The following is a 26,449-nucleotide window of genomic DNA, read 5'->3' as shown; positions in this document are numbered from 1 at the left end:
TGTCCCCGGTGAGCAGCCTCCGCGCCTGCTCACCGGAAGGCAGATTGCCTATTGCGCGGCCGAAACGGAAACCTCGATCCGATTCGTGACGCAATACCGGGCAGAATGCTGCGCTTCAGCCCTTGTCAGCGCCGGTCGGGGTGCTAGGGTGGTGGTAAATCGTATGCGCGAATTCAATAGGGGGGTATTCTCAATGCAGTTGTCATGGAAACGTGTGATTGGCGCAGTGGCCGTTCTCGGCGCCCTGTCGACGGCGACGCCGGCGACAGCGCAGACCCTGCGCGCCGTGATGCATTCGGACCTGAAGATCCTCGATCCGATCTGGACCACCGCCTACATCGTGCGCAACCACGGCTATCTCGTCTGGGATACGCTGTTTGCGATGGACGAGAAGTTCGACGTCAAGCCGCAGATGGTCGACAAGTGGGACATCTCGGCAGACAAGCTGACCTATACGTTCACATTGCGCGACGGCCTGGAGTGGCATGACGGCACGCCGGTAACGGCCGAGGACTGCGTCGCCTCGATCAAGCGCTGGGGCGCCAAGGACTCCATGGGTCAAAAGCTCCTGGGCGCTTCCAAGGAGCTGAAGGTGGTCGACGCCAAGACCTTCCAGCTCGTGCTCAAAGAGCCCTACGGACTGGTCCTGCAGTCGCTGGGCAAACCGTCATCGAACGTGCCGTTCATGATGCCCAAGCGCGTCGCCGAAACCGACCCCAACACGCAGATCAAGCCAACCGACGTGATCGGCTCCGGTCCCTTCATCTTCAAGGCTGACGAATGGAAGCCCGGCGAGAAGGTGGTCTACGTCAAGAACCCCAAGTACAAGCCGCGGAGCGAGCCGCCCTCGGGATTGGCCGGCGGCAAGGTGGTCAAGCTGGATCGGGTCGAGTGGGTATGGATCGCTGACGTACAGACCCAGGTGAACGCCCTGATCAGCGGCGAAATCGACATGATCGAGTCGCCAGGCCACGACCTGTTGCCGATCCTGGCCGCCGAGAAGGACATCAACCTGTTCAACTGGAACCCGACCGGCAACCAGTTCACGATGCGCTTCAACGTGCTGCACAAGCCGTTCGACAATCCGAAGATCCGCACGGCCGCGCTGGTGGCCCTGAGCCAGGAGCCGTTCCTGCAGGCCGTGATCGGCGACAAGCAATGGTACAAGACCTGCAAGGCGATGTTCATCTGCGGCACGCCGATGGAGACCACCGCCGGCACCGAGGGCGTGCTCAACGGTGATTCCGCCAAGGCTCAACAGCTTCTCAAGGAAGCCGGTTACGACGGCACGCCGATCGTCCTGATGCAGTCGACCGACCTGCAGGTGCTCACCAACCTGGCGCCGGTTGCCAAGTCACAGCTCGAGAAGGCCGGCTTCAAGGTCGACATGCAGTCGATGGACTGGCAGACGCTGGTGGCGCGGCGTACCAAGAAGGATCCGCCGAACGCCGGCGGCTGGCACGCCTTCCTGACGTCCTGGGTGGCAGCCGACATTCTCAACCCGGTGATGGCCGGCTTCGTCAACGCATCCTGCGACAAGGCGATGTTCGGCTGGCCGTGCGATGAGCAGATCGAAAAGCTGCGCGACCAGTTCTCCCGCGAAAGTGATGTCGCCAAACAGAAGGCAATTGCGGAGCTGGTGCAGAAGCGCTGGGTCGAATACCCAACCCATGCGTATCTGGGCCAATGGTATCAACCGCTGGCGCGACGCAAGAACGTCGAGGGCAATCTGTCCGCCCCGGTTCCCGTTTTCTGGAACGTCACCAAGAAGTAGGACAAAGCATGTGCGGCGGGGTAATCTCCGCCGCACTTTGCTATGGAACCGACGCGGCACAGCGTTTGCTACAACTGTCGGACTCGTTACCGCAGACCGCGCCGGCCAAAAGGTATTCGGGAGGAACTATGGCAATCGTTTCAACGAGCCTGAAGCGCGCGGCTGCGGTCGGCCTTCTGACAGCCTTCATGTCAGGCGGCGCGATGGCGCAGACCCTGCGCGTCGTGCAGCACGGCAATCTGACGATCCTCGATCCGATCTGGACGACGGCGTACGTTACCCGCAACCACGGCTACCTGATCTACGACACGCTGTTCTCCGCCGATGAGAACTATGTCACCAAACCACAGATGGTCGACAAGTGGTCGGTGAGCCAGGACAAGCTGACATGGTCCTTCACGCTGCGTGATGGCCTGGAGTGGCACGACGGTCAGCCGGTGACCAGCGAGGACTGCGTGGCCTCGCTCAAGCGCTGGGCTGCGCGTGACGCCATGGGCCTGAAGCTATGGGACTTCGTGAAGGAGCTGAAGACCGTCGACGCCAAGACGTTCGAGATCGTGCTGAAGGAGCCATACGGCCTGGTGCTGGAGTCGCTGGGCAAGCCGTCGTCCCAGGTCCCGTTCATGATGCCCAAGCGCATCGCCGAGACCAACCCGATGGAGCAGATCAAGAGCCAGATCGGCTCCGGACCGTTTATCTACAAGACCGATGAGTCCAAGCCCGGCGAGAAGCACGTCTACATCAAGAATCCCAAGTACAAGCCACGCGCCGAACCGGCATCCGGCCTGGCGGGCGGCAAAGTCGTCAAGGTCGCGCGGGTCGAGCTGGTCGAAATGCCCGACACGCAGATTCAGGCCAACGCCCTGATCGCCGGCGAGATCGACATCGTCGAGGCACCGCCGCACGATCTGTTGCCCATACTGAAGGCAGAGAAGAAGATCGTCCTCGCCGATTGGAATCCGCTGGGCCAGCAGTTCATCATTCGCTTCAACCATGTCGTGAAGCCGTTCGACAATCCGAAGATCCGGCTCGCCGCGCTCTACGCCATCAACCAGGAAGACTACCTGAAGGCGACCGTCGGCGATCCCGCGTACTACAAGGTTTGCGCTGCCGTGTTCATCTGCGGCACGCCGTTCGCGACCGACAAGGGCGGCGAGATCCTGCTGAAGTCGAACTTCGAGAAATCCAAGGAACTGCTCAAGGAGGCCGGCTACGACGGCACACCCGTGGTGGTGATGCAGTCGACCACCCTTCCCATCCTGACCAACACGGCGCCGGTGACCAAGTCGTTGCTGGAGCGTGGCGGTTTCAAGGTCGACATGCAGTCCATGGATTGGCAGACGCTGGTGTCGCGTCGCACCAAGAAGGACCCGGCCGACAAAGGCGGCTGGAACATCCTGCACACCTTCTCCGTTTCCGCCGACGTGCTCAACCCGATCTCGACCTCCTACCTCGTCGCCGCCGGCGACAAGGGGTGGTTCGGATGGCCGACCGATCCGGAGATGGAGAAGCTGCGCGATGCCTTCGCCAAGGAGACCGACCCGGCCAAGCAGAAAGAGCTGGCTGAGAAGGTGCAATTGCGCGCACTGGAAACCGCTCAGTACGGCTGGATCGGCCAATGGTATGGTCCGGGCGCGCATCGCGACAATATCAAGGGTTGGCTGAAGGCACCGGTGCCGGTGTTCTGGAACATCGAGAAGACCGGCAGCTAAGCCGGCTCCCGCCATGACGATCAGGATGGTTTGATGCTTGCCTTCATTGCCCGGCGTCTGATCGCCACGATCCCCGTGCTGCTGTTCGTGGCCGTGTTCGTTTTCATGTTGTTGCGTCTGACGCCGGGAGATCCGGCTGCGATCATCGCCGGGGACAACGCCACGGCAGACCAGGTCGATGCGATCCGCGCCAAGCTCGGCCTCGACGAGCCGCTGCTGACGCAGTTCATGATCTGGTCCGGTGGCGTGCTGTCAGGCGACTTCGGCGAGTCGTTCTTCTTCAAGAAGACCGTGGCCGAGCTGATCAGCCAGCGCATCGAGCCAACCCTGATGCTGTCGCTGTGCACGATCATCCTGGCGGTCCTGATCGCGGTACCGGTCGGTGTGCTCGCCGCCTCGCGGCAGGGCGGTTGGGTCGACCGGATCGTCATGGGTTTCTCCGTGATGGGTTTCTCGGTGCCGACATTCGTCATCGGCTACCTGCTGATCTACGTATTCGCGATCCTGCTCGGCTGGTTGCCGGTGCAAGGCTACCGCAGGATCTCCGAAGGCTTCGGCGACTTCATCATTCGCCTGATCATGCCCAGCATCACACTGGCCGTGATCTATATCGCCCTGATCTCGCGCATCACGCGCGCGAGCGTCATCGAGACGCTGGGTGAGGACTATATCCGCACGGCACGCGCCAAAGGTCTGCCCGGCCGGGTCGTGCTGCTGCGCCACGCGCTGCGCAATGCGGCAGTGCCGATCATCACGGTGATCGGCATCGGTGTTGCATTGCTGATCGGCGGCGTGGTCATCACCGAGAGCGTCTACAACATCCCCGGACTGGGCCGGCTGACCGTGGACGCCGTGCTGGCACGCGATTTTCCCGTGATCCAGATCGTGATCATGATGTTCAGTTTCACCTTCGTCCTGATCAATCTGGTCATCGACCTCGCCTACAGCGTGCTTGATCCGAGGATCCGCTATTGAGCATCGTTCTCGAAAACGAAGTCGACGCCGCAGCCGCACGCGCTGCCGCCGTCGTACGCCCCAGCATCTGGGTCCGGTTGCTGCGCCACCCCAGCGTGGTGATCGGCGGCAGCATCGTGCTGATCATGGTATTGATCGGCCTCTGTGCGCCGTTCCTGGGCACCGTCCCGCCGGCGCAGATCGACCCGACGACACGCAACAAGAAGCCGGGCGTCGAGATCACCGTTCGCCAGGACGATGGCTCCACCGTCCAGCGGACCGTGCTGATGGGCACCGACAGCCTCGGCCGCGATATCTACAGTCGTGTTCTCTACGGCGCGCGGGTATCGCTGATCGTCGGCTTCACGGTCGCCACCATCAGTATCGCCGTGGGCGTATTCATCGGCTTGCTGTCCGGCTACATCCGATGGCTCGACGGCATCGTGATGCGCATCATGGACGGGTTGATGGCGATACCCGGGATATTGTTGGCGATCGGATTGGTGTCCTTGTTCCGCGCCGGGCTCGGTACGGTGATCTTCGCCATCGTCGTTCCGGAAATCCCGCGCGTCGTACGTCTGGTGCGATCGGTCGTGCTGACGATCCGAGAAGAGCCCTATGTCGAAGCCGCGATCTCGGTCGGCACGCCACTACACAAGATCCTGTGGCGGCACGTGATGCCCAATACGGTGGCACCGGTGATCGTGCAGGGCACTTTCATCTGCGCCTCGGCCGTACTGGCGGAGGCGGCGTTGAGCTTCCTCGGCATCGGCATTCCGACCGACACGCCGACCTGGGGCAATATCATGGCTGAAGGCCGGCAATTCTTCCGCGTGTATCCGCACAATATCTTCTTTCCGGCAATCTTCCTGACCCTCACCGTGCTGGCGGTGAACATGCTGGGTGACGGCTTGCGCGACACACTCGACCCTAAGATGAGCAAGCGCGTCTGATCATGGCTGTCACATCCAACCGTCTTATCCTCGACGTCCGCAACCTCTCCATCGCACTGCCCAAGGGCAGCGATCGCCCGTTCGCTGCCGAGAAGGTCAACTTCTCCGTCGGCTCCGGCGAGATCGTCTGCCTGGTCGGTGAATCCGGCTCGGGCAAGTCCGTGATCGCCCAGGCCGTCATGGGCCTGCTGCCCAAGTCGCTCCCGGTGAAGGGCGGCGAGATCCGGCTCGAGGGCGAGGAGATTGCCAACGCCAGCGAGGAACGGCTGCGGGACCTGCGCTGCGTGCGCATGGCGATGATCTTCCAGGAGCCGATGACCGCGCTCAATCCGGTCATGACGTGCGGCGACCAGATCGACGAAGTGCTGCGCACGCACACGAAGCTCGAGGCCCAGCAGCGCAAGGACAAGATCATCCGGGTCTTCGAGCGCGTCAGCATGCCCGACCCGCCGCGCATCTATGGCTCCTATCCGCACCAGCTTTCGGGTGGCCAGCGCCAGCGGGTCATGATCGCCATGGCGCTGGTGCTGGAGCCGGCGCTGCTGATCGCCGACGAACCGACCACGGCACTCGATGTCACCACACAGGCGCAAATCCTCGAGCTGATCAAGGACATCCAGCGCGAGAAAGGCATGGGCGTGCTGTTCATCACGCACGACTTCGGTGTCGTCTGCGACATCGCCCATCGTGTCGCGGTGCTGCGGCTGGGCGAACTCGTCGAGGCTGGTCCTACGCGTGACCTGCTGCTGCGTCCGCGGCATCCCTATTCACGCATGTTGATCTCGTCGGTGCCCAGCATGCTGCCCGCCGAACGGGTCCGCCATGACGGCGCGCCCACGGTTCTGCGCACCGAGAAGCTGACGAAGGTCTACGGCGGCGGCGGCCTGTTCCAGAAGGCGCACGCCGTGCGTGCCGCCGACGACGTCAACATCGCGGTGCGCCGGGGCGAGTCGCTGGGCATCGTGGGCGAGTCCGGCTCCGGCAAGTCCACCGTCGCACGCTGCATCGCGCGGCTGATCGATCCGACCGAAGGCAAGGTGCGACTGGGTGACGACGATGTCGCCCTGCTGCCGCAACGCCTGCTGCGCCGGCACCGGCGGCGCATCCAGATCGTCTTCCAGGACCCGTACCGTTCGCTCAATCCGCGCCGCACCGTCGGCGAATCGATCGTCGAGGGACCGATGAACTTCGGCGCCTCTCACGCCGAAGCCAACCAGCGCGCCCGCACCTTGATGGAGACGGTACGCCTGGATCCTGAAGCGCTCGATCGCTATCCGCACCAGTTCTCCGGCGGCCAGCGCCAGCGCATCTGCATCGCCCGGGCGCTGGCGATGGAGCCGGAAGTACTGATCGCCGACGAAGCCGTCTCAGCCTTGGATGTGTCGGTGCAAGCCCAGGTGCTGAAGCTGCTCGACGAAATCCGCGAGCGCATGAACCTTGCCATGCTGTTCATCACGCACGACCTGCGCGTTGCCGCCCAGGTCTGCGACGAGGTCGCGGTGATGGAAAAGGGCAAGGTCGTCGAGTACGGCCCGGTCGCCGATGTCTTCCTGCGACCCAAGCACGCCTACACGCAGGCCCTGCTGGCCGCCGCCCCGGGCCGCGATTGGGAGTTCGGCAAGTTCGAGGCAGCCTGAGGCCTCGAATCGACTACTGGAGCCCGACGCCGGCAGCGACTATATCCAGTTGGCTCAGGGCCCGCCGGCGACGGTGGGACCGCCAGCTTGAGGTCGTTTCATGGCGCAACCCAACGCTCCACGCCCTGTCGTGCTCTGTATCATGGACGGTTGGGGCCATCGGCTCGATCCCCGTGACAATGCCGTGTTGGCGGCGCACACGCCCAATTTCGATCGGCTGGTTGCCACCTGCCCGCAAGGTCTGATCGATGCCTCGGAGCTCTATGTCGGCCTGCCGTCGGGCCAGATGGGCAATTCCGAGGTCGGCCATATGAATCTCGGCGCCGGCCGCGTGGTGATGCAGGACCTGCCCCGCATCGACCAGGCGATCGCCGACGGCAGCCTGGCCAAGAGCCCGACGCTGGAGGCCTTCATTGCCAAGCTCAAGGCCAGCGGCGGTGCATGCCATGTGCTGGGACTGGTGTCGCCGGGCGGCGTGCACAGTCATCAGGCGCATATCGCGGCGCTGGCCAACATCGTTGCCGCCGCCGGCGTGCCGGTGCGCATCCACGCTTTTCTCGATGGCCGCGACACGCCGCCGCAGAGCGCGCGGGAGTATTTGGCTGATCTCCAGGCCGCCCTCACCCAAGGCCTGCCGATCACCATCACCACCGTGTCCGGCCGGTTCTATGCCATGGACCGCGACAAGCGCTGGGACCGGGTGACCAAGGCTTACATCGCCCTCACGGATGCCCAGGGCGAACGCACGGCGACGCCCGATGAGGCTGTCGCGAACGGCTATGCGGCGAAAACGACCGACGAGTTCGTGCTCCCCACCGTGATCGACGGCTACACGGGCATGAAGGACGGCGACGGCGTGCTGATGGGCAACTTCCGCGCCGATCGCGCGCGTGAAATCCTGACGGCGCTGCTGGATCCGCTGTTCGACGGCTTCGCGCGACCGCGCGTCGTGACGTTCGCCGCGGCCCTGGGTCTTACCGAGTATTCGACCGCACTGAACAGCTTCCTCGATACGCTGTTCCCGTCGATCGCCATCGCCAACGGGCTGGGCGAGATCGTCGCCGATGCCGGCCTGACACAGCTGCGGATCGCCGAAACGGAGAAGTACGCGCACGTCACGTTCTTCCTCAACGGCGGCGAGGAGCGGGTGTTTCCCGGCGAGGAGCGCATCCTGGTGCCCTCACCCAAGGTCGCCACCTATGACCTGAAGCCGGAGATGAGCGCGGCTGAAGTCACCGATCGGCTGGTCGAGGCGATCGATGCCCACCGCTTCGACCTGATCGTCGTCAACTACGCCAACACCGACCAAGTCGGTCACAGCGGCGTCTTCGCCGCTGCCGTGACGGCGGTCGAGACGGTCGACGCCTGCCTCGGACGTCTGATGGAGTCGATCAAGCGCGCCGGCGGTGCCCTGCTGGTCACGGCCGACCACGGTAACGTCGAGCAGCTCTTCGACTACGAAACCAACCAGCCGCACACCCAGCACACCTTGAACAAGGTGCCGGCGGTGCTGTTCAACGCGCCTGCTGAGGTCGTCTCGCTGGCCGACGGCCGTCTGGCCGACGTCGCCCCGACCCTGTTGGCGCTGATGGGCGTGAAGCAGCCGGCGGAGATGACCGGCCAATCGCTGCTGCGCGCGACGCCGCGCGCCCATGTGCTCACGGTGCCATCCGCCATGCGCCAGGAAGCGGCGCGCAAAGTGGCGTAACGTCAGCCGACCAGATCGGCGAACTCGGCCAGCACGGCACGGTAGACATCGCGCTTGAAGGGCACGATCAGATCCGCCAGCTCGCTGGCCGGCGCCCAGCGCCAAGCCCGGAACTCGGGGTGTTGCGTGGCGATGTCGATGTCGGAGTCATGGCCGGTGAAGCGCATGGCCACCCATTTCTGCGCTTGGCCGCGGAAGCGTCCCTTCCATAGCGACTTGGCGAGCGCCGGCGGCAGGTCGTAAGCGAGCCACTGGCCGCTTTCGCGCAGGATCTCGGCCTTGCCGGTGCCGACCTCCTCCTCCAGCTCACGGCGCGCCGCCTGCATCGGCGTTTCGCCGTCATCGATGCCGCCTTGCGGCATCTGCCAGCCGGCCTGTTCGGCATCAGGATCCCGGTCCGTCCGCTGGCCGACCCACACCCGCCGATCGGGCGCGATCAGCATGATCCCGACGTTGGGGCGGTACCCTGCCGGCAGATCGATGGTGCGCTTCATGGGCGCACCGTCATCGCACGCCGCCCGTCATCGCCTTGCGTACACGATCGGCGCACAGATCGAGGCACTCGGTGAGGCCGGTGACCGGGGCAAGGACGAGCCCGCGCGCTTCGATATCCTTTGACCAGGCGATCAACCGCTCGACGGTCTCGCGCTGTGCCATGCCGACGGCGAGCGCAAAGCGGTTCTTCATGGTGAAGTCCTCGAGCGCCTGCAGGTTGGCCACGATCTCCCCGGCGTCGTTCTGCCGGTCGATCCAGCCGGCGTCAGCGCTGTAGGGCACCCCCAGTTCCTTGCTGAGCTGATAGACCAGCCGGCCGGTGCGGAACGTCTCCAACAGCAGCAGCCCGCGATCACTGATCTCCTTGATCAGCGGCCGCAGGGCCGGCTCGGCTGAATTCAACGGTGTCGTCGTCGGCACGATGACGCCGCTGTAACCGGTACCGGCGCGCGCCAGCACCATCTGCAGGCGCCGCAGGTTCTCGGCCGGCGTGATATCGGCGCGCAACGGCGCCAGCGTGGAATCGAGTGGCTTGTCGGTGGTCTGCACCGGCAGCATCACCAGCACTTCGTGCCCGCGCGCGCGGGCACGCTCGACCCAACGATCAAGCCATGGCGCATCGGATGCAAAGGCCAGCGTGATCCGCGGCGGCAAACCGTCGATGGCGCGCTGCGTCACCTGCGGGTCCTTGCCCAGCCCCAGCACGACGATACCGACGCGCGGCCGTGTCTCGCGGTAGTTGAACGGCGCGGCGTACGCCAGCCATGGCATGCAGCCGTTGGCATCGACGCGCGGCAGCCGGCCGATCGGCGCCAGTTCCGTCAGGACCGCCGGATCCAACGGCGGACAGCGTGCGGGCACTGGTGGTTTCTCCGGCGGCGGCGCCGGCAGGCCGTTGGCCGCAACCAGCGTCGGCGGCGGCACCACGGGTGGGCTGGGCTTTTCATCCACCGATGGCGTGCCGGGCGACGGCTTGCCGTCATTGGCACCAGGTGGTGGCGCAGCAGCGCTACCGGATGGCGGCGCCTCCGCGGTTGGTGACGATGGCGGGCTACCAGCCTTCTCAGACGGCACCGCAGGCGCCGTCCCGCCTGCCGTGGACGGCGGGGCGGGTGCGGTGGGGGCTGCCGGCGCCGACGGCGGTGCCGGCTTGGTATCGGTAACGGCCGGCGGCGGCGCAGCAGGAGGGGATGCTGAAGGCGCGGGATCGGCACCCGGCGGCGGCGCGGCGGGCAATACCGGTTTGCTGTCGGTTGTCGTCGACGGCGCGGCCGGCGTGGAGGGTGCCGGATCGCTGCCCGCGGGTGTCGTCGCTGGAGGTGCCGGCTTGGTCTCGGCGGCCGGCGGTGGTGAAGCGGGTGGCTTCTCCGCCGTCGGACCCGCGGCTGGTGGCGCTGGTACAGGTGGCGACGGCTTGGGCTCAGCCGCTGTCGGCGCGGCTCCAGGTGACGGCGCGGCGGGAGCCGGCTTGGAGTCAGCCGTCGGCGGTGGGGCCGTTTCCGACGGTGGTACCGGTGGTGAGGGCGGAGGCGGTGCTGCCTGCGGTGCCGGTTCGACCTTGGGGGCCTGTGCAGACTGGACGGGTCCAGGTGTTGAACTGTCAGCGTTTGCTGGCGGGATGACCAGGGTCGCCGTCAGATTGCGCCCGGCGCTGCCCCAATAGCCATAGGCCAGCACCGCACCCAGAACGGCCACACCCACGCCGCAGGCGACATAAAGGCCACGACCGCGCCTGGCGGGCGTACGCAATGTCGGTGAGGGGTTTTCCATGGTCATGCCGACGCTCCGCTACACGTGCTGCCCCGAGACAGCGGCGCACTATAGCAGAGGCGCGGGCGCTGCTGGTGCTGCGCCCGCGCCCCGGATCGGCAACAGCGTCTTCAGTTGCCGCGCTGGCTGTACAGCGTGATGCCGCGGATCAGGTCCATGGCCCGCTGGAGCTGGTAGTCGTTGGCGGCCTGAGCCGCAGGTTCATTGGGATCCTGCGGCGGCGTGTCTTTCGACTCGGCCGGCGGCTGCGTGCCTTCCGGCTTGGCCTCAGGCTTGGGCGCGTCCGGCGACGGCGCCTTGCTGCCGTCCTTGGGCTGCGTGCCGTCCTTGCGGTTGTTGGGATTGGTGATCGAGCCGCGCAGATTCTCCTCGCGCGTGCGGTCGGCCGGCTTGAGGGGTTCGACCTTGGCCTGCTCGACCTCGATGTCGGGCTTGATGCCTTCCTTCTGGATCGATCGGCCCGACGGCGTGAAGTACAGCGCCGTGGTCAGCCGCATGGCGCCGCCACCGGTCACCGGCATGATGGTCTGCACCGAGCCTTTGCCGAAGCTGCGCGTACCCAGCACGATGGCGCGCTTGTGGTCCTGCAGCGCACCGGCGACGATCTCCGACGCCGACGCCGAACCACCGTTGACCAGGACCACGATCGGCCGGCCCTCGGCCAGGTCACCCGGCTTGGCGTTCCAGCGCTGCACGTCCTCGGCCTTGCGCGAGCGCGTGGAGACGATCTCGCCCTTGTCGAGGAAGACGTCGCTGACGGCGATCGACTGATCAAGCAAACCGCCCGGGTTGTTGCGCAGATCCAGCACCACGCCCTTCCACTTCGGGCCCAGATCCTTCTTGAACTTCTCGAGCGCCGCGTTCAGTCCGGCCGCGGTCTGCTCGGTGAACGATGTGATGCGGACATAGCCGATGTCGCCGCCCTCGACGCGGGACTTCACCGACTGGATCTTGATGACGGCGCGGGTCAGCGTGACGTCGAACGGATCCTTGCCCTGCCGCCGTACGCCGATCTTGATCTTGGTGTCGACCTTGCCGCGCATCTTCTCGACGGCTTCCTGCAGGGTCAGCCCCATGACCGGCTGGTCGTCGAGCGTGACGATCAGGTCACCCGACTGCAGGCCGGCCTTGGCGGCCGGCGTGTCATCGATCGGCGCCACGACCTTCACCAGGCCGTTGTCCATCGTGACCTCGATGCCCAGGCCACCGAACTCGCCGCGCGTCTGCACCTGCATGTCGCGGAACTGCTTGGGGTTCATGTACGAGCTGTGCGGGTCGAGCGACGCCAGCATGCCGTTGATCGCCGCCTCGATCAGGTCGGTTTCCTTGGGCGGCTCGACGTAGTCGTTGCGGATGCGCTCCAGCACATCGCCGAACAGGTTGAGCTGCTGGTACAGCTCGCTCTTGTCGGTCTTGGGCTTGTCCTTGTCGGGAGCCTTGTCCTGCGCCCAGGCGATTGCCGGTGCAGCCACGAGCGAGAGGGAAAGCGCGGCCGCGAGGGCCGGATGGCGCATGAATTTCATGACTCTTTCCGAGACCGAGAGTGCGGAAAAAAAGCCGCTATGCCGGCACGATAGCCGCCGCTTTATGGCTGAACAAGGGCGGCCCCCCAAAGCTCGCGCGATGGTGTGCGATGCAGCGCAACTGATCAAGATATGGTCAGACAACCGCCCGGGACGCTTACGCTCCCGCTCGCGCCAGGCGCTGGCTGCGCCAGCGCATGAAACCGACGGCAAGGCGGGTCAGCCAGTCGTTGAGACGGCCTGTCGCATCCAGCCCGGCCGCCTTCAGGACCATCGCAACGCCGCGCTGGACGTGGCCGGGCCGGTAGACCGCATAGGCGCGACGCGCATAGGCCCCGGCGTAGACGCTACGCTCGTACACGGCGCCCGCCGGAGCGTTGGCCGCAAAGTAGGCATAGGCCAGCTCGTCGTCCTCGCTTTCCTGGATGCGGGCGAGGCCGATGCGCAGCCGCCCCCACTTGCCCAGGTGCTCGCGCTCGAGCCAACGGCGCATGTGGGTATAGAAGAGCTTGTAGTGCCGCAGCTCGTCGGCCGCGATGTAGGCGCAGATCTGCTTGAGCACCGGCTCTCCGGCCGCATCGCGCAAGGCGCTGTAGTAGGAACTGGTCCCCGTCTCGACGATGCAGCGGGCCATCAGCTCGCCGGCCCGCGTGCCGCGCACCGAGGTGGTGACATCCAGCGGCAGCTTGTAGCCGTCAGTGAATTTCTTGAACGCGGTATCGAAGTTGAAAGTAGGGTCAGCCATCATGGCCCAGCGGCCCAGCGCCTCGCCGTGCTGAACCTCCTCACGCGCCCAGCCATCGATAGCCGTCGTGAACTCGGCGTCCTCACCGAACACGTTTTTCAGATAGGTCGCGTACTCGTAGCCGTTGTGTTCGACCAGCGCCGCGGCCTTCACCAGCTTCAACAGCTCGGGATCCACCTTCGAGCGATCGAAGGCATCCCAGGCGATGTCGTCGAGCGTCCAGTTCTTCATGAACCCGGCCGGCAGCCGAAGCGCCGTCCTCTGTGTCGCCGGGCCAACAGGGCCCGACACGTCCTTGTCATAAAGGGAGAAAGGGCCGGCTTTCAACCGGCCCTTTCAGCATTCGAAAGAAAATTTCCTTGCTGCCTGAGGCGCTTAGCGACCAGCGTAGTAAGCTTGAGCCCGCTGCAGTTCACGTGCAACAGCAATTGCCTGCTCGGCGGAGGCCTTGGCCGCTGGCGCCGTTGCGTCCTCCAGCGCCTCCTCCGCCTGGCGCAGGCGATTGGCCAACTGGTCGCCGGTCACGTCAGCCAGGGGCGTCGCCTCCTCGGCCAGGACCGTGCACCGCTCCGGCGTTACCTCGGCGAAACCACCAGCGACCATGTACCGCGCGGTCACCTTGCCGTCGTCATAGAGCTCGATCACCCCCGGGCGCACCGTGGTGATCATCGGAATGTGGCCTGGCAGCACACCGAAATCGCCCTCGCTGCCGGGCACGACCACCATGTCGGCCTCGGTCGTGACGAGCTCGCGCTCCGGCAGCACCAGGGAAAACGCAACCTTGGCCATTGTCTGGGCTCCGATCAGGCGGCCTCGGCCGCCATCTTCTTGGCCTTGGCGACGGCGGCCTCGATGGTGCCGACCATGTAGAAGGCGGCCTCCGGCAGGTCGTCGTACTCACCGGCGACGATGCCCTTGAAGCCCTTGATAGTGTCTTCCAGCTTCACGAACACGCCCGGCGTGCCGGTGAACACCTCGGCGACGTGGAACGGCTGGCTGAGGAAGCGCTGGATCTTGCGCGCGCGCGCCACCACCAGCTTGTCCTCTTCCGACAGCTCGTCCATGCCCAGAATGGCGATGATGTCCTGCAGCGACTTGTACTGCTGCAGCACGCGCTGCACGTCACGCGCCACCTGGTAGTGCTCCTCACCGACGACGCGCGGGTCGAGCATGCGCGAGGTCGAGTCGAGCGGATCCACCGCCGGGTAGATGCCGAGCTCGGTCAGAGCGCGGTTCAACACGGTCGTGGCATCAAGGTGGGCGAACGAGGTCGCCGGCGCCGGATCGGTCAAGTCGTCGGCGGGCACGTAGATGGCCTGCACCGAGGTGATCGAGCCCTTGGTCGTCGTGGTGATGCGCTCCTGCAGGGCGCCCATGTCGGTGGCGAGCGTCGGCTGATAGCCCACCGCCGAGGGGATACGGCCCAGCAGCGCCGACACTTCCGAACCGGCCTGCGTGAAGCGGAAGATGTTGTCGACGAAGAACAGCACGTCCTGGCCTTCCTCGTCGCGGAAATACTCGGCGACCGTCAGGCCCGACAGGCCGACGCGGGCACGCGCGCCCGGCGGCTCGTTCATCTGGCCATAGACCAGGGCCACCTTGGAGCCCGACGTCGTGCCGTCATCGTTGAGCTTGATGACGCCCGACTCGATCATCTCGTGATAGAGGTCGTTGCCCTCGCGGGTGCGCTCGCCCACGCCGGCAAACACCGACACGCCGCCGTGCGCCTTGGCGATGTTGTTGATCAGCTCCATGATGACGACGGTCTTGCCGACGCCGGCGCCGCCGAACAGGCCGATCTTGCCGCCCTTGGCGTAGGGCGCCAGCAGATCGACGACCTTGATGCCGGTGACCAGGATCTGCGCCTCGGTCGACTGCTCGACGAACTCTGGCGCGCTGCGATGGATCGGCAGCGTATGCTTGGCCTTGACGTCGCCGCGCTCGTCCACCGGCTCGCCGATGACGTTCAGGATGCGGCCCAGCGTCTCCGGCCCGACCGGCATGGCGATCGGCGCGCCGGTGTCGGTCGCCTTCTGGCCGCGCACGAAGCCGTCCGTCGTATCCATGGCGATGGTGCGCACCGTCGATTCACCGAGGTGCTGCGCCACTTCGAGCACGACCTTGCGGCCGTCGGAATCGACCTGCAGCGCGTTGAGAATGGCCGGCAGCTCGCCTTCGAACTGCACGTCGACGACGGCGCCCATCACCTGGGTGATCTTGCCGATATTGTTGGCAGCCATGGTTGTTCCCTTCTGCGTTTCGTTTCGGCGCGCGTTATACGGCCTGCGCGCCGGAGATGATCTCGATGAGTTCCTTGGTGATCGCGGCCTGGCGCTGGCGGTTCATGGACAGCGTCAGCTTCCGGATCATGTCGCCGGCGTTGCGCGTCGCATTGTCCATCGCCGTCATCTGCGCACCGAAGAACGACGCGCTGTTCTCGAGCAGGGCGCGATAGATCTGGACCGTGAGATTGCGCGGCAGCAGGTCCTGGAGGATGGTCTCCTCGTCGGGCTCGAACTCGTAGGGCGCGGCGCCTTCCGCCGGAGCCGTCTGCTCGGGCAAGGCGGGCGGAATGATCTGCTGCTTGGTGATGATCTGGCTGATCGCCGAGCGGAAGCGATTGTAGAAGAGAGTGGCGACGTCGAACTCGCCGGCCTCGAACAGCGCCACCACCTTGTTCGCCACCTGGGTGGCATCACCGAAGCCGACGCGTGGCCGGCCGAGGTCCGTGATGGTGTCGATGATCAGGCTGCCGTAGTCGCGGCGCAGCTGGTCACGGCCCTTGCGGCCGACGCACAGGATCTTGACCGTCTTGCCTTCGGCCTGCAGCGCGCGCACCGATCGGCGCGCCTCGCGCACGATCGAGCTGTTGAAGCCGCCGCACAGGCCGCGGTCGGCGGTGGCGACGATCAGCAGATGGACCTTGTCGTCCCCCGTGCCGGCCAGAAGCCGGGGGGCGCCCGACTTGCCCTGCATGGCGCCGGCCAGCGACGCCATCATGCGATCCATGGCCGTCGCGTAGGGGCGACCGGCCACAGCCGCTTCTTGCGCCCGCCGGAGCTTGGCGGCGGCGACCATCTTCATCGCCTTGGTGATCTTCTGCGTGTTCTGAACGCTTCGGATCCGCAGTCGGTATTGTTTAAGGCTTGGCATCGCCGCTTCTGCCCGTCTGTCCTGTGTGCGTCACGCGAGGCCGGTGCGTTGACACCGGCCCGGCAGGTCAGGCGAACTTCTTGGAGAAGTCGTCGAGGAAGGACTTGAGTTTGGCCTCGAGATCCTTGGTCAGCTCGCGCGCCGTGCGGATGCCCTCCAGCACGCCGTTGTTGGAGGCCCGCAGGCCTTCGAGCAAACGACGCTCGAACTCGCCGACCTTGCCCACCGGCAGCGGATCGAGGTAGCCGCGGGTGCCGGCATAGATCGACACCACCTGCTCCTCGACCGGCATCGGCTGAAACTGGCCCTGCTTCAGCAGCTCGGTCAGCCGCTGGCCGCGCGCCAGCAGGCGCTGCGTCGAGGCGTCGAGATCGGAGGCGAACTGGGCGAAGGCCGCCATCTCGCGATACTGCGCCAGCTCCAGCTTGATCGAGCCGGCGACCTGCTTCATCGCCTTGATCTGGGCCGACGAGCCGACGCGGCTCACCGACAGGCCGACGTTAATGGCCGGCCGGATGCCCTGGTAGAACAGCTCGGTCTCGAGGAAGATCTGGCCGTCGGTGATCGAAATCACGTTGGTCGGAATGTACGCCGACACGTCGCCGGCCTGCGTCTCGATGACCGGCAGCGCCGTCAGTGAGCCTGAACCGTTCTTGTCGTTGAGCTTGGCGGCGCGCTCCAGCAGCCGCGAATGCAGGTAGAACACGTCGCCGGGATAGGCTTCGCGGCCCGGCGGACGACGCAGCAGCAGCGACATCTGGCGGTAGGCGACAGCCTGCTTGGACAAGTCGTCATACACGATCACGGCGTGCATGCCGTTGTCGCGGAAATACTCGCCCATGGCGCAGCCGGCGTAGGGCGCCAGAAACTGCAGCGGCGCCGGCTCGGACGCGGTGGCGGCGACGACGATGGAGTACTGCAGCGCGCCGCTGTCCTCCAGCGTCTTGACGATCTGCGCCACAGTCGAACGCTTCTGGCCGACGGCGACGTAGACGCAGTACAGCTTCTTGGACTCGTCGCTGCCGGCGTTGATCGTCTTCTGGTTGATGAAGGTGTCGATGGCGACGGCGGTCTTGCCGGTCTGGCGATCGCCGATGATCAGCTCGCGCTGGCCGCGGCCGACCGGCACCAGCGAGTCGATGGCCTTCAGGCCGGTCTGCATCGGTTCGTGCACCGAGCGGCGCGGAATGATGCCCGGCGCCTTCAGCTCGACCAGGCGGCGCTCGGTGGACTGGATCGGACCCTTGCCGTCGATTGGCTCGCCCAGGCCGTTGACCACGCGACCCAGCAGGCCCTTGCCCACCGGCACGTCGACGATGGTGCCGGTGCGCTTGACCGTGTCGCCTTCCTTGATGGAGCGGTCGTCACCGAAGATCACGACGCCGACGTTGTCGGTTTCGAGGTTGAGCGCCATGCCCTTGATGCCGCCCGGGAACTCGACCATCTCGCCGGCCTGGACGTTGTCCAGACCGTGCACGCGGGCGATACCGTCGCCGACCGACAGCACCGAGCCGACCTCGGCAACTTCCGCATCGACCCCGAAGTTCTCGATCTGCTTGCGGAGGATGGCCGAAATTTCGGCCGCGCGGATATCCATCACCCCACTCCCTTCATGGCAAGCTGCAGTCGCTGCAGCTTGGTGCGTATCGACGAATCGAACATGCGCGAGCCGACCTTGACGACCAAGCCGCCCAGGAGATCGGCATCGACGCGCGCGTTCACGGAAACCTTGTTGCCCACCAGACGCCGCAGGGTCTCGGACAGGGCCTGCATCTGGGCCTCACTCAACGGCGTCGCCGAGACGACGTCGGCGGCAGTCTCGCCGCGGCGCCGAGCCAGTTCGGCCAGGAAGGCAGTGATCATGCCCGGCAGATCGCGCAGCCGACCGTTCTGGCAGGCCACGCCGACAAAGCGGCGCACCAGGCTGCTGGCGCCGACGGCTTCCAGCAGCGCGGACATGGCCTTGCCCTGCGCATCGCGGCCGATGACCGGGCTGCTGATCAGACGCCGCAGATCGCCGCTTTCGTCGATCATGCGGCGCAGCGTGGTCAGGTCACCCGCAACGGCGTCGAGTTGTTTCTGGCCGTCCGCGAGCTCGAACAGCGCACTTGCATAACGTCCGGCAAGACTGGCCGGACCGGATGCTTCAGTTGACACGATCTGGTGTCCCCAAGGGCCGGATCATGGGGTATGGAACCCCTTGGAATAACGTGCGTTTTCCCAAAGAATGGACCCCGCTGGAGGCCGCCCCCGAAAACCGCGGGCGGTAGCTAGCACACGCGTTTGGGCGATGCAAGCAACCCACCCCGGACAGTGAAACGGCGCCGCAACAGTTTTTGCCGCACCGCAGGTTGATACGCTATCTGACGATAGCCTGTCGGCAAAATGTTTACCCCGCATGTCATTATCCTGCGTCGCTACCCCATCTCATTTCGACAGGCGAGCCGACAGGCACTCTCGCTGCGTCACATGAAAGAGTATGGGTCGATATCGACCTGGACCCGCACCGATGCGGGAACCGACACCTCGGCCAGCCAGTCGGCGACGACATCCTGGACTTTGACGTTGCGTTGGCTGCGCATCAGCAGCCGCCGCCGGAATCGCCCGCGCAACAGCGACAGCGGCGCCGGCGCCGGTCCCAGGACCTTTACGCCGTCGATGGCTGGCGCCGTGCGTGCCAGCGCGCGGGCCACCGTATCGACCGCCGTCTCATCGGGGCCCGATACGATCAACGCCACCAGCCTTCCGAACGGTGGCCATCCGGCACTCTCCCGCGCCGCCATTTCGGCCGCGACAAATCGGTCGCGATCGCCGCTGGCCAGGGCCTGGATGACAGCATGCTCGGCAATGTGAGTCTGAAGCAGTGCGCTGCCCGGCTTCTCGTCGCGGCCGGCCCGACCGGCCACCTGGTACAGAAGCTGGAAGGTGCGCTCGGCGGCACGCAGGTCGCCGCCGGCCAGGCCAAGGTCGGCGTCGACAACCACGACCAGCGTCAGCAGCGGGAAGTGATACCCCTTGGCGGCCATCTGCGTACCGATGATGAGATCGATCTCGCCGGCCGCGATCCGTTCGACCATGGCCTGCGCCGCGCGCCGGCTGCCGACCGTATCGCTGGCAAAGATCTCGATGCGTTTGTCGGGAAAGAGCGCCAGCGCTTCCTCCGCCAGCCGCTCGACACCCGGACCGCAGGGCACGAAGGAGTCCTTGGCCTCGCAGGACGGGCACGTCGCCGGCAGCGGCGCGCCGTAACCGCAATGATGGCAGATCAGGCGCCCGCGAAAGCGATGCTCCACCAGCCAGGCGCTGCAATGCGGGCACTGCAGGCGATGACCGCAGGTACGGCACAGGGTGAGCGGCGCATAGCCGCGGCGGTTGAGGAACAGCAATACCTGCTCGCCGCGCGCCAGCGTTTCCTGCACCGCCGTCACCACCGGCGGCGCCAGCCAGCGTCCGCGCGCCGGCGCGTGGCGGCGCAGGTCGACCACCTCGACGCTGGGCATGCGGGCTCCACCATGACGATCTGGCAGGTGCAGGATGCCGTAGCGCCCGTTGTGGGCATTGGCGACGGTTTCGAGCGACGGCGTCGCCGATGCCAGCACGATCGGCGCGGCGCACAAGCGGGCGCGCACCACGGCCATGTCGCGCGCGTTGTAGAGCGTGCCGTCTTCCTGCTTGAAGGCGCCGTCATGCTCCTCGTCGACGACGATGACACCGAGGTCGGCGAACGGCAGGAAGAGGGCTGACCGCGCACCCACCACGACGTCGGCCCGCCGCTCGGCAACATCACGCCAGGCGCGCCGGCGTTCGGTACTGGTCAGGTCCGAGTGCCATTCGGTCGGCCGTGTGCCGAAGCGACGCGTGAAGCGCTCCAGCCATTGCGTCGAAAGCGCGATCTCCGGCAGCAAGACCAGCGCCTGCCGGCCCTGCGCCAGCGCGGCAGCGAGCGCTTCGAAGTATACTTCGGTCTTGCCGGCACCGGGCACGCCGTCGAGCAACGTCGTCGAGAAAGTCCGTGCGTTCACCTGGTCGACCAATTCGGCCGCCGCGGCGGCCTGGCCCTCCGACAAGATCGGCCCGGACGTCAGTGACGGTTGCGGGCGGGGTCGCACCGGTTGGCGCTGAACCGCCTCGACCAACCCGATATCGACCAGCGCCTTCACGACAGCCGTGCCGACACCGGCCTGGCGCGCCACGTCGATCAACGACAATGCCGGCGCCTCCCGCAGGAAATCCAGCACGCGGCGACGCGCCGCTGTGAGTTTGACTCCCTCGCGTGCGCTTTCCGGATCTGCCGCCGCAGCCGCCAGGCGGTAGACGGTCTCGGTGCGTGGCGGTTCCAGGGCATCGGTGACGCTCATCGCCATGCGCAGGACCGCACCCGGCGGGCTCAGCGTGTATGCAGCAACCCAGGTGATGAAACGCCGCATGGCATCGCGCATGGGCGGTGCCGGCAGAATGCGATCGATATCGCGCAGCTTGGCCGGATCGACATCGCCGCGCGGCGGCCCCCAGACGACGCCAGCAATGACGCGTTTGCCTAGTGGCACGGCAACGAAATCGCCCGGCGCCAGCGCCATCTCCGCCGGCACGCGATAGTCGTAGGCTTCGCCCAGCGGCAGCGGCAACAGAACTGAAACCGTGTCATTATCCACACGCACGGATTCGGCATCGCCTGGACGCTGTGGCTCACCTTGCCGGTCTGCAGGCCATTCGCTAGAAGGATTGTCGCGTCGCGGCGCGGTCATAGATGCACCATATCGGGCAAGACGCGCGCGCGAAACGGTGGGGCGGCCCATGAAATTTTTTGTCGACACGGCGGACGTCGCCGAGATCCGCGCGCTGGCTGCCAGCGGGCTGCTCGACGGTGTCACCACCAACCCATCGCTGATCGCCAAGTCCGGTCGGCCGATGCTCGACGTGATCCGCGAGATCGCCGAACTGGTGCCTGGCCCGGTGAGTGCCGAAGTCACGGCGACCGACTTCGAGACGATGCTGAAGGAAGGCAAGAAGCTGCATGCGCTTGGCCGCCACGCCAAGGACAACATCGCCGTGAAGGTGCCGTTGACGCCGGACGGTCTGCGCTGCTGCAAGGTGCTGGCATCGGACGGCATCATGGTCAACGTCACGCTGTGCTTCTCGGCGGCGCAGGCCATCCTCGCCGCCAAGGCGGGCGCCACGTTCATCTCTCCGTTCGTCGGCCGACTCGACGATATCGGCGAAGACGGTATGGCCCTGATCAGCGACATCGTGCAGATCTACCGTCAGTATCCGGCGTTCAAGACCGAGGTGCTGGTCGCCTCGGTGCGCCATCCGCAGCATGTCATCGCCGCCGCCAAGCTCGGCGCCCATGTCGCGACCCTGCCACCCAACATCCTCAAGCAGCTGTTCAAACATCCCCTGACGGACAACGGCCTGAAGGCCTTCCTGGACGACTGGGCCAAAACCGGCCAGTCGATCCTGTAACCCCGGCACGGGGGCGCCACGTGGCCGATACCGACGCCGACGATCGCAGCGTGGCCGGGCCGTCGGCCGCGGATGTCGCGGCGTACCTCGAAGCGCATCCCGACTTCCTGGTTCACCATCCCGCCCTGGTGGAGACCTTGCAGATTCCGCCGCGCCAGAGCGCCGCGGGCGTGATCGACATGCAGACCGCCATGGTCAAGCGCCTGCGCAACGACATCGGCAAACTGCGCGCCGTACAGCAGGAGCTGATCAGCGCCGGCCGCGCCAACCAGATCACGCAGAATCGTATCCACGTGGCTGTGCTCAGCATCATCCAGGCGACCAGCTTCGAGAAGCTGATCCATACCGTGACGCACGAACTGCCGGGCCTGCTGGATGTCGATTTCATCGCGCTGGCCATAGAAGGCACCGAAGACGCGCCGCGCCGCGTGCCGGTACGCGGCGTCTACGTGCTGGCGCCGGGCGCCATCGATGCCGCCCTGGGACCGGGCGAGAGCGCGCGCCTGCGCGGCGACATCATCGGCGAAGAAGCTTTCTTCGGTCCCGTTGCGCGTCATGTCAGGGCCGACGTCCTGGTGCGGCTGCGCGTCTCCAGCGGATCGCCCGACGGCGTGATCGCCTTCGGTTCGCGCCAGGGCACCACGTTCGGCCCCACCCAGTCGACCGAGCTGCTGTTCTTCCTCACACGCGTCCTGGAGAACACGATCCGCGCCTGGCTCGACCTGCCGGAGTGACGCCGGGATCGCCTCGCCCCGCGCGAGCGGGGAGAGGTGTGAAGGACGACAGCGAGGCAATGCGTTGCCGATATGAAGCGGAAACCCCCACCACCCGCACCACCGCCCCTGCCGCCGCCGCTGGCGGCACAAGAGGATGTCGCGGCGGCACTGGTGACCTGGGTCGCCTGGCTGAGCGCCGAGCGCCGGGCCGGCGACAAGACCGTGTCGGCCTATCGCCGCGACGTTCATGATTTCATTGCCTTTGTCGCTGTCCATCGTGGCGAGCCGCCCAATCTCGCGGCGCTGGCGGGGCTGCGCCAAAGCGATTTCCGCGCCTGGCTGGCGCGCCGCGCACGCGACAAGCTGGCCCGCACGTCGACCGCGCGCGCGCTCTCTTCGGTGCGCGGCTTCTTCCGCTTCCTCGACCGGCGGGGCCTCGCGGCCAATGCCGCCATCGCGCTGGTACGCACACCGAAGCTGCCGAAGTCGGTGCCCAAGGCACTGTCGGTGGGCGACGCACGCGACCTGCTGGCCGAGATCGACGCCGACGCCACCATCGAATGGATCGTCCGCCGCGACAACGCCATCCTGACCTTGCTCTACGGCGCCGGCCTGCGCATCGCCGAGGCACTGTCGCTGACCAAGCGAACGGTCGAAGGCCTGTTGCGCAACCGGACCGCCACGCTGGCGATCACCGGCAAGGGCGGCAAACAGCGGATCGTGCCGCTGCTGCCGGCGGTCACGACGGCGCTGGCCGCCTACCGTGCCACCTGCCCGTTCCTGGTGTCGGCCGAACCCGACGATCAATTCTTTATCGGAGCGCGGGGTGCGCCGCTCGACCCCGGCGTGGTCCAGCGCGCCGTGCGCCGCCTGCGGGTGCAGCTGGGCCTGCCGGAAAGCACCACACCCCATGCGCTGCGCCACTCCTTCGCGACCCACCTGCTGGGCGCCGGCGGCGATTTGCGCACGATCCAGGAGCTGCTGGGGCACGCGTCGCTGTCGACCACGCAGCGCTACACCGATGTCGATGCCGCCCGGCTGGCCGCCATCTATCGCGCCGCTCATCCGCGCGCTCGCAGCGGCGGATAGGCTTGCGGAAATTGCGCAAACCCCGGCAAGCGTCCCCGGGGACAAAATCGCCTCAGCGAAACGCGTGACAACAATGACAACAATGACAACAATTCGGCGACATCACCGTCCACCTCTCGGTCAGCCAGCACCACCGCGGCCCAGATAGGAACGGCCGCGACCGGCGACAACCGGAATGAAACTGTTTTTCGCCGGGATCACACGCCGATGTAGCGATGCACGGTGTCGGCGTCGCGGGTGAGGTCGGCGCTGGTACCGGACCACACGGTACGGCCCTTCTCGAGGATGACATGGTGGTCGGCCAGGCGCTTGAGCACCTGGATGTTCTTGTCGATCAGCAGGATCGACTGACCCTCGGCCTTCAGCCGCTCGATGCAGCGCCAGATCTCGCCGCGCACCACGGGCGAGAGGCCCTCGGTCGCTTCGTCGAGGATCAGCAGCGTGGGGTTGGTCATCAGCGCACGGCCGATGGCCAGCATCTGCTGCTCGCCACCCGACAAGGTCGCGGCGCTGCGCTCGGCATAGCGTTGCAGCGGCGGGAAGAGATCGTAGACGCGCTGCAGGGTCCAGGGCTGCGCGGCGGGGCGCCGGTTGGCCGCCGTCGCCACGAGGTTCTCGCGCACCGTCAGCGTCGGGAAGACATGGCGGCCTTCCGGCACCAGGCCAATGCCGCGACGCGCGATCTTCTCCGGTGCGGTGCCGCCGATCTCGGCGCCATCGAACGTAACAGTCCCGGCGGAGGGGCTCATCAGCCCCATGATGGTGCGCACGGTGGTGGTCTTGCCCATACCGTTGCGGCCCAGCAAGGTGACCACCGCGCCATCGGCGATGTCGAGCGTGACGTCGAACAGAACCTGGCTGCGGCCGTAAGCGGCGGCCAGATGGCGCACCGCCAGCATCAGCTGTCCCCCTCGCCGAGATAGGCCGTGCGCACCTCGGCGTTGTCGCGGATCTGCTCCGCCGTTCCCGTCGCGATGATCCGGCCGTAGACCAGTACGGAGATGCGGTCGGCCAGGGCGAACACGGCATCCATGTCATGCTCGACCAGCAGCATTGCGACCCGGCCTTTGACGGTGCGCAGGACGTCGATCATCTGGCGGCTTTCGCTGTGGCCGAGACCAGCCATCGGCTCGTCGAGCAGCAACAGCTTCGGCTCGGTCGCGAGCGCGATAGCGACCTCCAGCTGTTTCTGCTCGCCGTGCGAGAGGTCCGCTACGGGCACGTCACGACGATCGCCAAGCCCGGCCTGGGTGACGTAGCCAGCCGCCGCCTCGCGCACGCCGACGTCCCGGCGTGCATCGGCCAGGAAACGAAAACTGTGGCCCTGCCGGGCCTGCACCGCCAGCGCCACGTTGTCCAGCACCGTATCGTCCGCCAGCAACTGGGTGATCTGAAACGTCCGCGCCAAGCCGCGACGGACGCGCTTTCCCACTGACAGTGCGTCAAGGACGGTGCCGGCCAGCCGAACGGAGCCGCGGTCGGGCGCCAGTTCGCCGCTCAGCTGGTTGATCAGGGTCGTCTTGCCGGCGCCGTTGGGCCCGATCAGGGCATGGATCTCGCCCGCGTGCACATCGAGATCGACATCGTCCGTGACCACCAGACCACCGAAGCGCTTGGCCAAACCACGGACCTGGAGCAGCGCCGTCATGACGATCGCCGCCCCAGCAGACGCAGCAGCCGATCAAGACCGCCGCGCGTCAGCAGCACGACCACCAGCAGGACGAGGCCGAGGAAGATCTGCCAGTTCTCCGACCAGGCCGCGAGGATCGCCTCCAGCGCCACCAGGGCCGCGGCGCCCAGCCACGGGCCGGACAACGTGCCGACACCGCCCAGGACAACCATCACCATCAGCTCGCCCGACTTGGTCCAGTGCAGCGTGTCCGGACTGACGAAGCGCAGGTGGTTGGCCAGCAGAGCGCCGGCCAGACCGGTGCCCATGCCCGAGACGATGAAGGCCACCAGCTTGTAGATGTAAGGCGTGAAGCCCAGCGCTGCCATGCGGCGCTCGCTCTGGCGTACGCCCGACAGCACGACACCGAAGCGCGACCGCGCGAAGCGCTGGAGCAGCAACCAGCAGACCGCCGCGATCGCCAGGCATACGAAGTAGAATGTCGTGTCGTCCCGGGTATCGAGACCCGGCAGCGCATTGCGGCGGCGGATGATCAGGCCGTCGTCGCCGCCATAGGCCTTCAGGGACACGAAAAGGAAAAACAGCATCTGCGCGAACGCGAGCGTGATCATGATGAACTGCACACCCGACGTGCGCAGCGACAGGGCGCCGATCGCGGCGGCCAGCAGGCCGCACACCAGCATCGCCGCCGGCACGCTCACGATGAGCTGGTTCGTGCCTGCGAACCACCCGAAGACGGGATCGCCGGAAACGAAGTGGTGATAGAGGATGCCGACCACGTAACCGCCGAGGCCGAGAAAGGCGGCATGGCCAAAGCTCACCAGCCCGCCGTAGCCGAGTGCCAGGTTGAGACTGGCGGCAGCGATGCCGTAGATCAGCATGCTGGTGGCCAGGGTCGTGGCGGCGGGCATGCCGATGCCGTCGGCGATGAACGGCAGGGCGATCAGCACGACCGCACCGATGGCCAGCGCGAACAGCTTGAATGCGCTAGGCATGGGCACAGAACCCACTTTCCGAGCTAGCCTTGCCGGGAAGGCGCCCCTCGACCGTTCGTGCATTCCTTACCTTCCCCCGCTTGCGGGGGAAGGTGGCGCGCAGCGCCGGATGGGGGATGCTGCAACGAAAAT

Annotated in this window: 22 protein-coding genes; 9 read left to right on the top strand and 13 right to left on the bottom strand. The window is 66.2% G+C overall.

Features of this window, described 5'->3' with window-relative positions:
- The first annotated feature begins 163 nt into the window (after positions 1–163).
- The 6 genes from FQU96_RS05550 to gpmI all read left to right on the top strand — a co-directional run bounded on the left by FQU96_RS05550 (position 164) and on the right by gpmI (position 8,738).
- Positions 164–1,774 (top strand): ABC transporter substrate-binding protein, encoded by a 1,611-nt coding sequence (locus tag FQU96_RS05550; RefSeq protein ID WP_218574600.1) that lies wholly within the window; start codon positions 164–166, stop codon positions 1,772–1,774.
- A 128-nt stretch (positions 1,775–1,902) separates the two neighbouring features.
- The gene (locus tag FQU96_RS05545; RefSeq protein ID WP_146539806.1) at positions 1,903–3,486 is read left to right on the top strand and encodes an ABC transporter substrate-binding protein; all 1,584 of its coding nucleotides are present in this window, start codon (positions 1,903–1,905) and stop codon (positions 3,484–3,486) included.
- A gap of 33 nt (positions 3,487–3,519) precedes the next feature.
- Entirely contained in the window at positions 3,520–4,461 is a 942-nt protein-coding gene (locus tag FQU96_RS05540; RefSeq protein WP_146539805.1) for an ABC transporter permease, read from the top strand.
- The gene (locus tag FQU96_RS05535; protein WP_255467857.1) at positions 4,458–5,393 is read left to right on the top strand and encodes an ABC transporter permease; all 936 of its coding nucleotides are present in this window, start codon (positions 4,458–4,460) and stop codon (positions 5,391–5,393) included. Before FQU96_RS05540 ends, FQU96_RS05535 begins: the two co-directional genes overlap by 4 nt.
- A gap of 2 nt (positions 5,394–5,395) precedes the next feature.
- Positions 5,396–7,030, top strand: a complete 1,635-nt coding sequence (locus tag FQU96_RS05530; protein WP_146539804.1) for an ABC transporter ATP-binding protein — start codon at positions 5,396–5,398, stop codon at positions 7,028–7,030.
- 100 nt (positions 7,031–7,130) lie between these two features.
- The gene (gene gpmI, locus FQU96_RS05525) at positions 7,131–8,738 is read left to right on the top strand and encodes a 2,3-bisphosphoglycerate-independent phosphoglycerate mutase (protein WP_146539803.1); all 1,608 of its coding nucleotides are present in this window, start codon (positions 7,131–7,133) and stop codon (positions 8,736–8,738) included.
- Between the two features lie 2 nt (positions 8,739–8,740).
- On the opposite strand, the gene FQU96_RS05520 is transcribed toward gpmI, so the two are convergent.
- From FQU96_RS05520 to FQU96_RS05475, 10 genes are all read right to left on the bottom strand, one after another.
- On the bottom strand, positions 8,741–9,232 hold the full coding sequence (locus tag FQU96_RS05520; protein ID WP_146539802.1) for an RNA pyrophosphohydrolase: 492 nt from the start codon (positions 9,230–9,232) through the stop codon (positions 8,741–8,743).
- A 10-nt stretch (positions 9,233–9,242) separates the two neighbouring features.
- Positions 9,243–11,009, bottom strand: a complete 1,767-nt coding sequence (locus tag FQU96_RS05515; RefSeq protein ID WP_146539801.1) for a divergent polysaccharide deacetylase family protein — start codon at positions 11,007–11,009, stop codon at positions 9,243–9,245.
- Between the two features lie 104 nt (positions 11,010–11,113).
- Entirely contained in the window at positions 11,114–12,526 is a 1,413-nt protein-coding gene (locus FQU96_RS05510) for a S41 family peptidase (RefSeq protein ID WP_146539800.1), read from the bottom strand.
- A gap of 157 nt (positions 12,527–12,683) precedes the next feature.
- The gene (locus tag FQU96_RS05505; protein ID WP_255467856.1) at positions 12,684–13,562 is read right to left on the bottom strand and encodes a ferritin-like domain-containing protein; all 879 of its coding nucleotides are present in this window, start codon (positions 13,560–13,562) and stop codon (positions 12,684–12,686) included.
- A gap of 84 nt (positions 13,563–13,646) precedes the next feature.
- Complete coding sequence (gene atpC, locus FQU96_RS05500; RefSeq protein WP_146539799.1) at positions 13,647–14,060, bottom strand: ATP synthase F1 subunit epsilon; 414 nt, start codon at positions 14,058–14,060, stop codon at positions 13,647–13,649.
- Between the two features lie 14 nt (positions 14,061–14,074).
- Positions 14,075–15,511, bottom strand: a complete 1,437-nt coding sequence (gene atpD / locus FQU96_RS05495) for a F0F1 ATP synthase subunit beta (protein ID WP_146539798.1) — start codon at positions 15,509–15,511, stop codon at positions 14,075–14,077.
- 34 nt (positions 15,512–15,545) lie between these two features.
- Complete coding sequence (locus FQU96_RS05490; RefSeq protein WP_146539797.1) at positions 15,546–16,424, bottom strand: F0F1 ATP synthase subunit gamma; 879 nt, start codon at positions 16,422–16,424, stop codon at positions 15,546–15,548.
- A 67-nt stretch (positions 16,425–16,491) separates the two neighbouring features.
- The gene (gene atpA, locus FQU96_RS05485) at positions 16,492–18,021 is read right to left on the bottom strand and encodes a F0F1 ATP synthase subunit alpha (RefSeq protein WP_146539796.1); all 1,530 of its coding nucleotides are present in this window, start codon (positions 18,019–18,021) and stop codon (positions 16,492–16,494) included.
- Positions 18,021–18,581, bottom strand: a complete 561-nt coding sequence (locus tag FQU96_RS05480) for a F0F1 ATP synthase subunit delta (RefSeq protein WP_146539795.1) — start codon at positions 18,579–18,581, stop codon at positions 18,021–18,023. The genes atpA and FQU96_RS05480 overlap by 1 nt, the downstream gene beginning before the upstream one ends.
- 308 nt (positions 18,582–18,889) lie before the next feature.
- On the bottom strand, positions 18,890–21,082 hold the full coding sequence (locus tag FQU96_RS05475) for a primosomal protein N' (protein WP_370461342.1): 2,193 nt from the start codon (positions 21,080–21,082) through the stop codon (positions 18,890–18,892).
- Between the two features lie 136 nt (positions 21,083–21,218).
- Between FQU96_RS05475 and fsa the strand changes: the two genes are divergently transcribed.
- The 3 genes from fsa to FQU96_RS05460 all read left to right on the top strand — a co-directional run bounded on the left by fsa (position 21,219) and on the right by FQU96_RS05460 (position 23,692).
- Positions 21,219–21,887, top strand: coding sequence for a fructose-6-phosphate aldolase (gene fsa / locus FQU96_RS05470; RefSeq protein ID WP_146539793.1), 669 nt, complete (start codon positions 21,219–21,221; stop codon positions 21,885–21,887).
- A gap of 20 nt (positions 21,888–21,907) precedes the next feature.
- A complete protein-coding gene (locus FQU96_RS05465; protein WP_178130317.1) occupies positions 21,908–22,621 on the top strand; it encodes a DUF484 family protein in 714 nt (237 codons plus the stop codon).
- Between the two features lie 72 nt (positions 22,622–22,693).
- A complete protein-coding gene (locus FQU96_RS05460) occupies positions 22,694–23,692 on the top strand; it encodes a tyrosine recombinase XerC (RefSeq protein WP_146539791.1) in 999 nt (332 codons plus the stop codon).
- Between the two features lie 197 nt (positions 23,693–23,889).
- Here FQU96_RS05460 and FQU96_RS05455 read toward each other — a convergent pair whose 3' ends face one another.
- From FQU96_RS05455 to FQU96_RS05445, 3 genes are read right to left on the bottom strand one after another with little or no spacing between them, the layout of a single operon-like run.
- Positions 23,890–24,591 (bottom strand): ABC transporter ATP-binding protein, encoded by a 702-nt coding sequence (locus FQU96_RS05455; RefSeq protein ID WP_146539790.1) that lies wholly within the window; start codon positions 24,589–24,591, stop codon positions 23,890–23,892.
- The gene (locus tag FQU96_RS05450) at positions 24,591–25,340 is read right to left on the bottom strand and encodes an ABC transporter ATP-binding protein (RefSeq protein WP_146539789.1); all 750 of its coding nucleotides are present in this window, start codon (positions 25,338–25,340) and stop codon (positions 24,591–24,593) included. Before FQU96_RS05450 ends, FQU96_RS05455 begins: the two co-directional genes overlap by 1 nt.
- Positions 25,337–26,317 (bottom strand): branched-chain amino acid ABC transporter permease, encoded by a 981-nt coding sequence (locus FQU96_RS05445; RefSeq protein ID WP_146539788.1) that lies wholly within the window; start codon positions 26,315–26,317, stop codon positions 25,337–25,339. The genes FQU96_RS05450 and FQU96_RS05445 overlap by 4 nt, the downstream gene beginning before the upstream one ends.
- Positions 26,318–26,449 lie beyond the last annotated feature (132 nt).

Origin of the sequence: Reyranella sp. CPCC 100927, from assembly GCF_007859315.1 — a bacterium.
Taxonomy (GTDB): domain Bacteria; phylum Pseudomonadota; class Alphaproteobacteria; order Reyranellales; family Reyranellaceae; genus Vineibacter.
The sequence above is the reverse complement of the archived record's forward strand: the minus strand, read 5'-3'. Positions and strand labels throughout refer to the sequence as shown.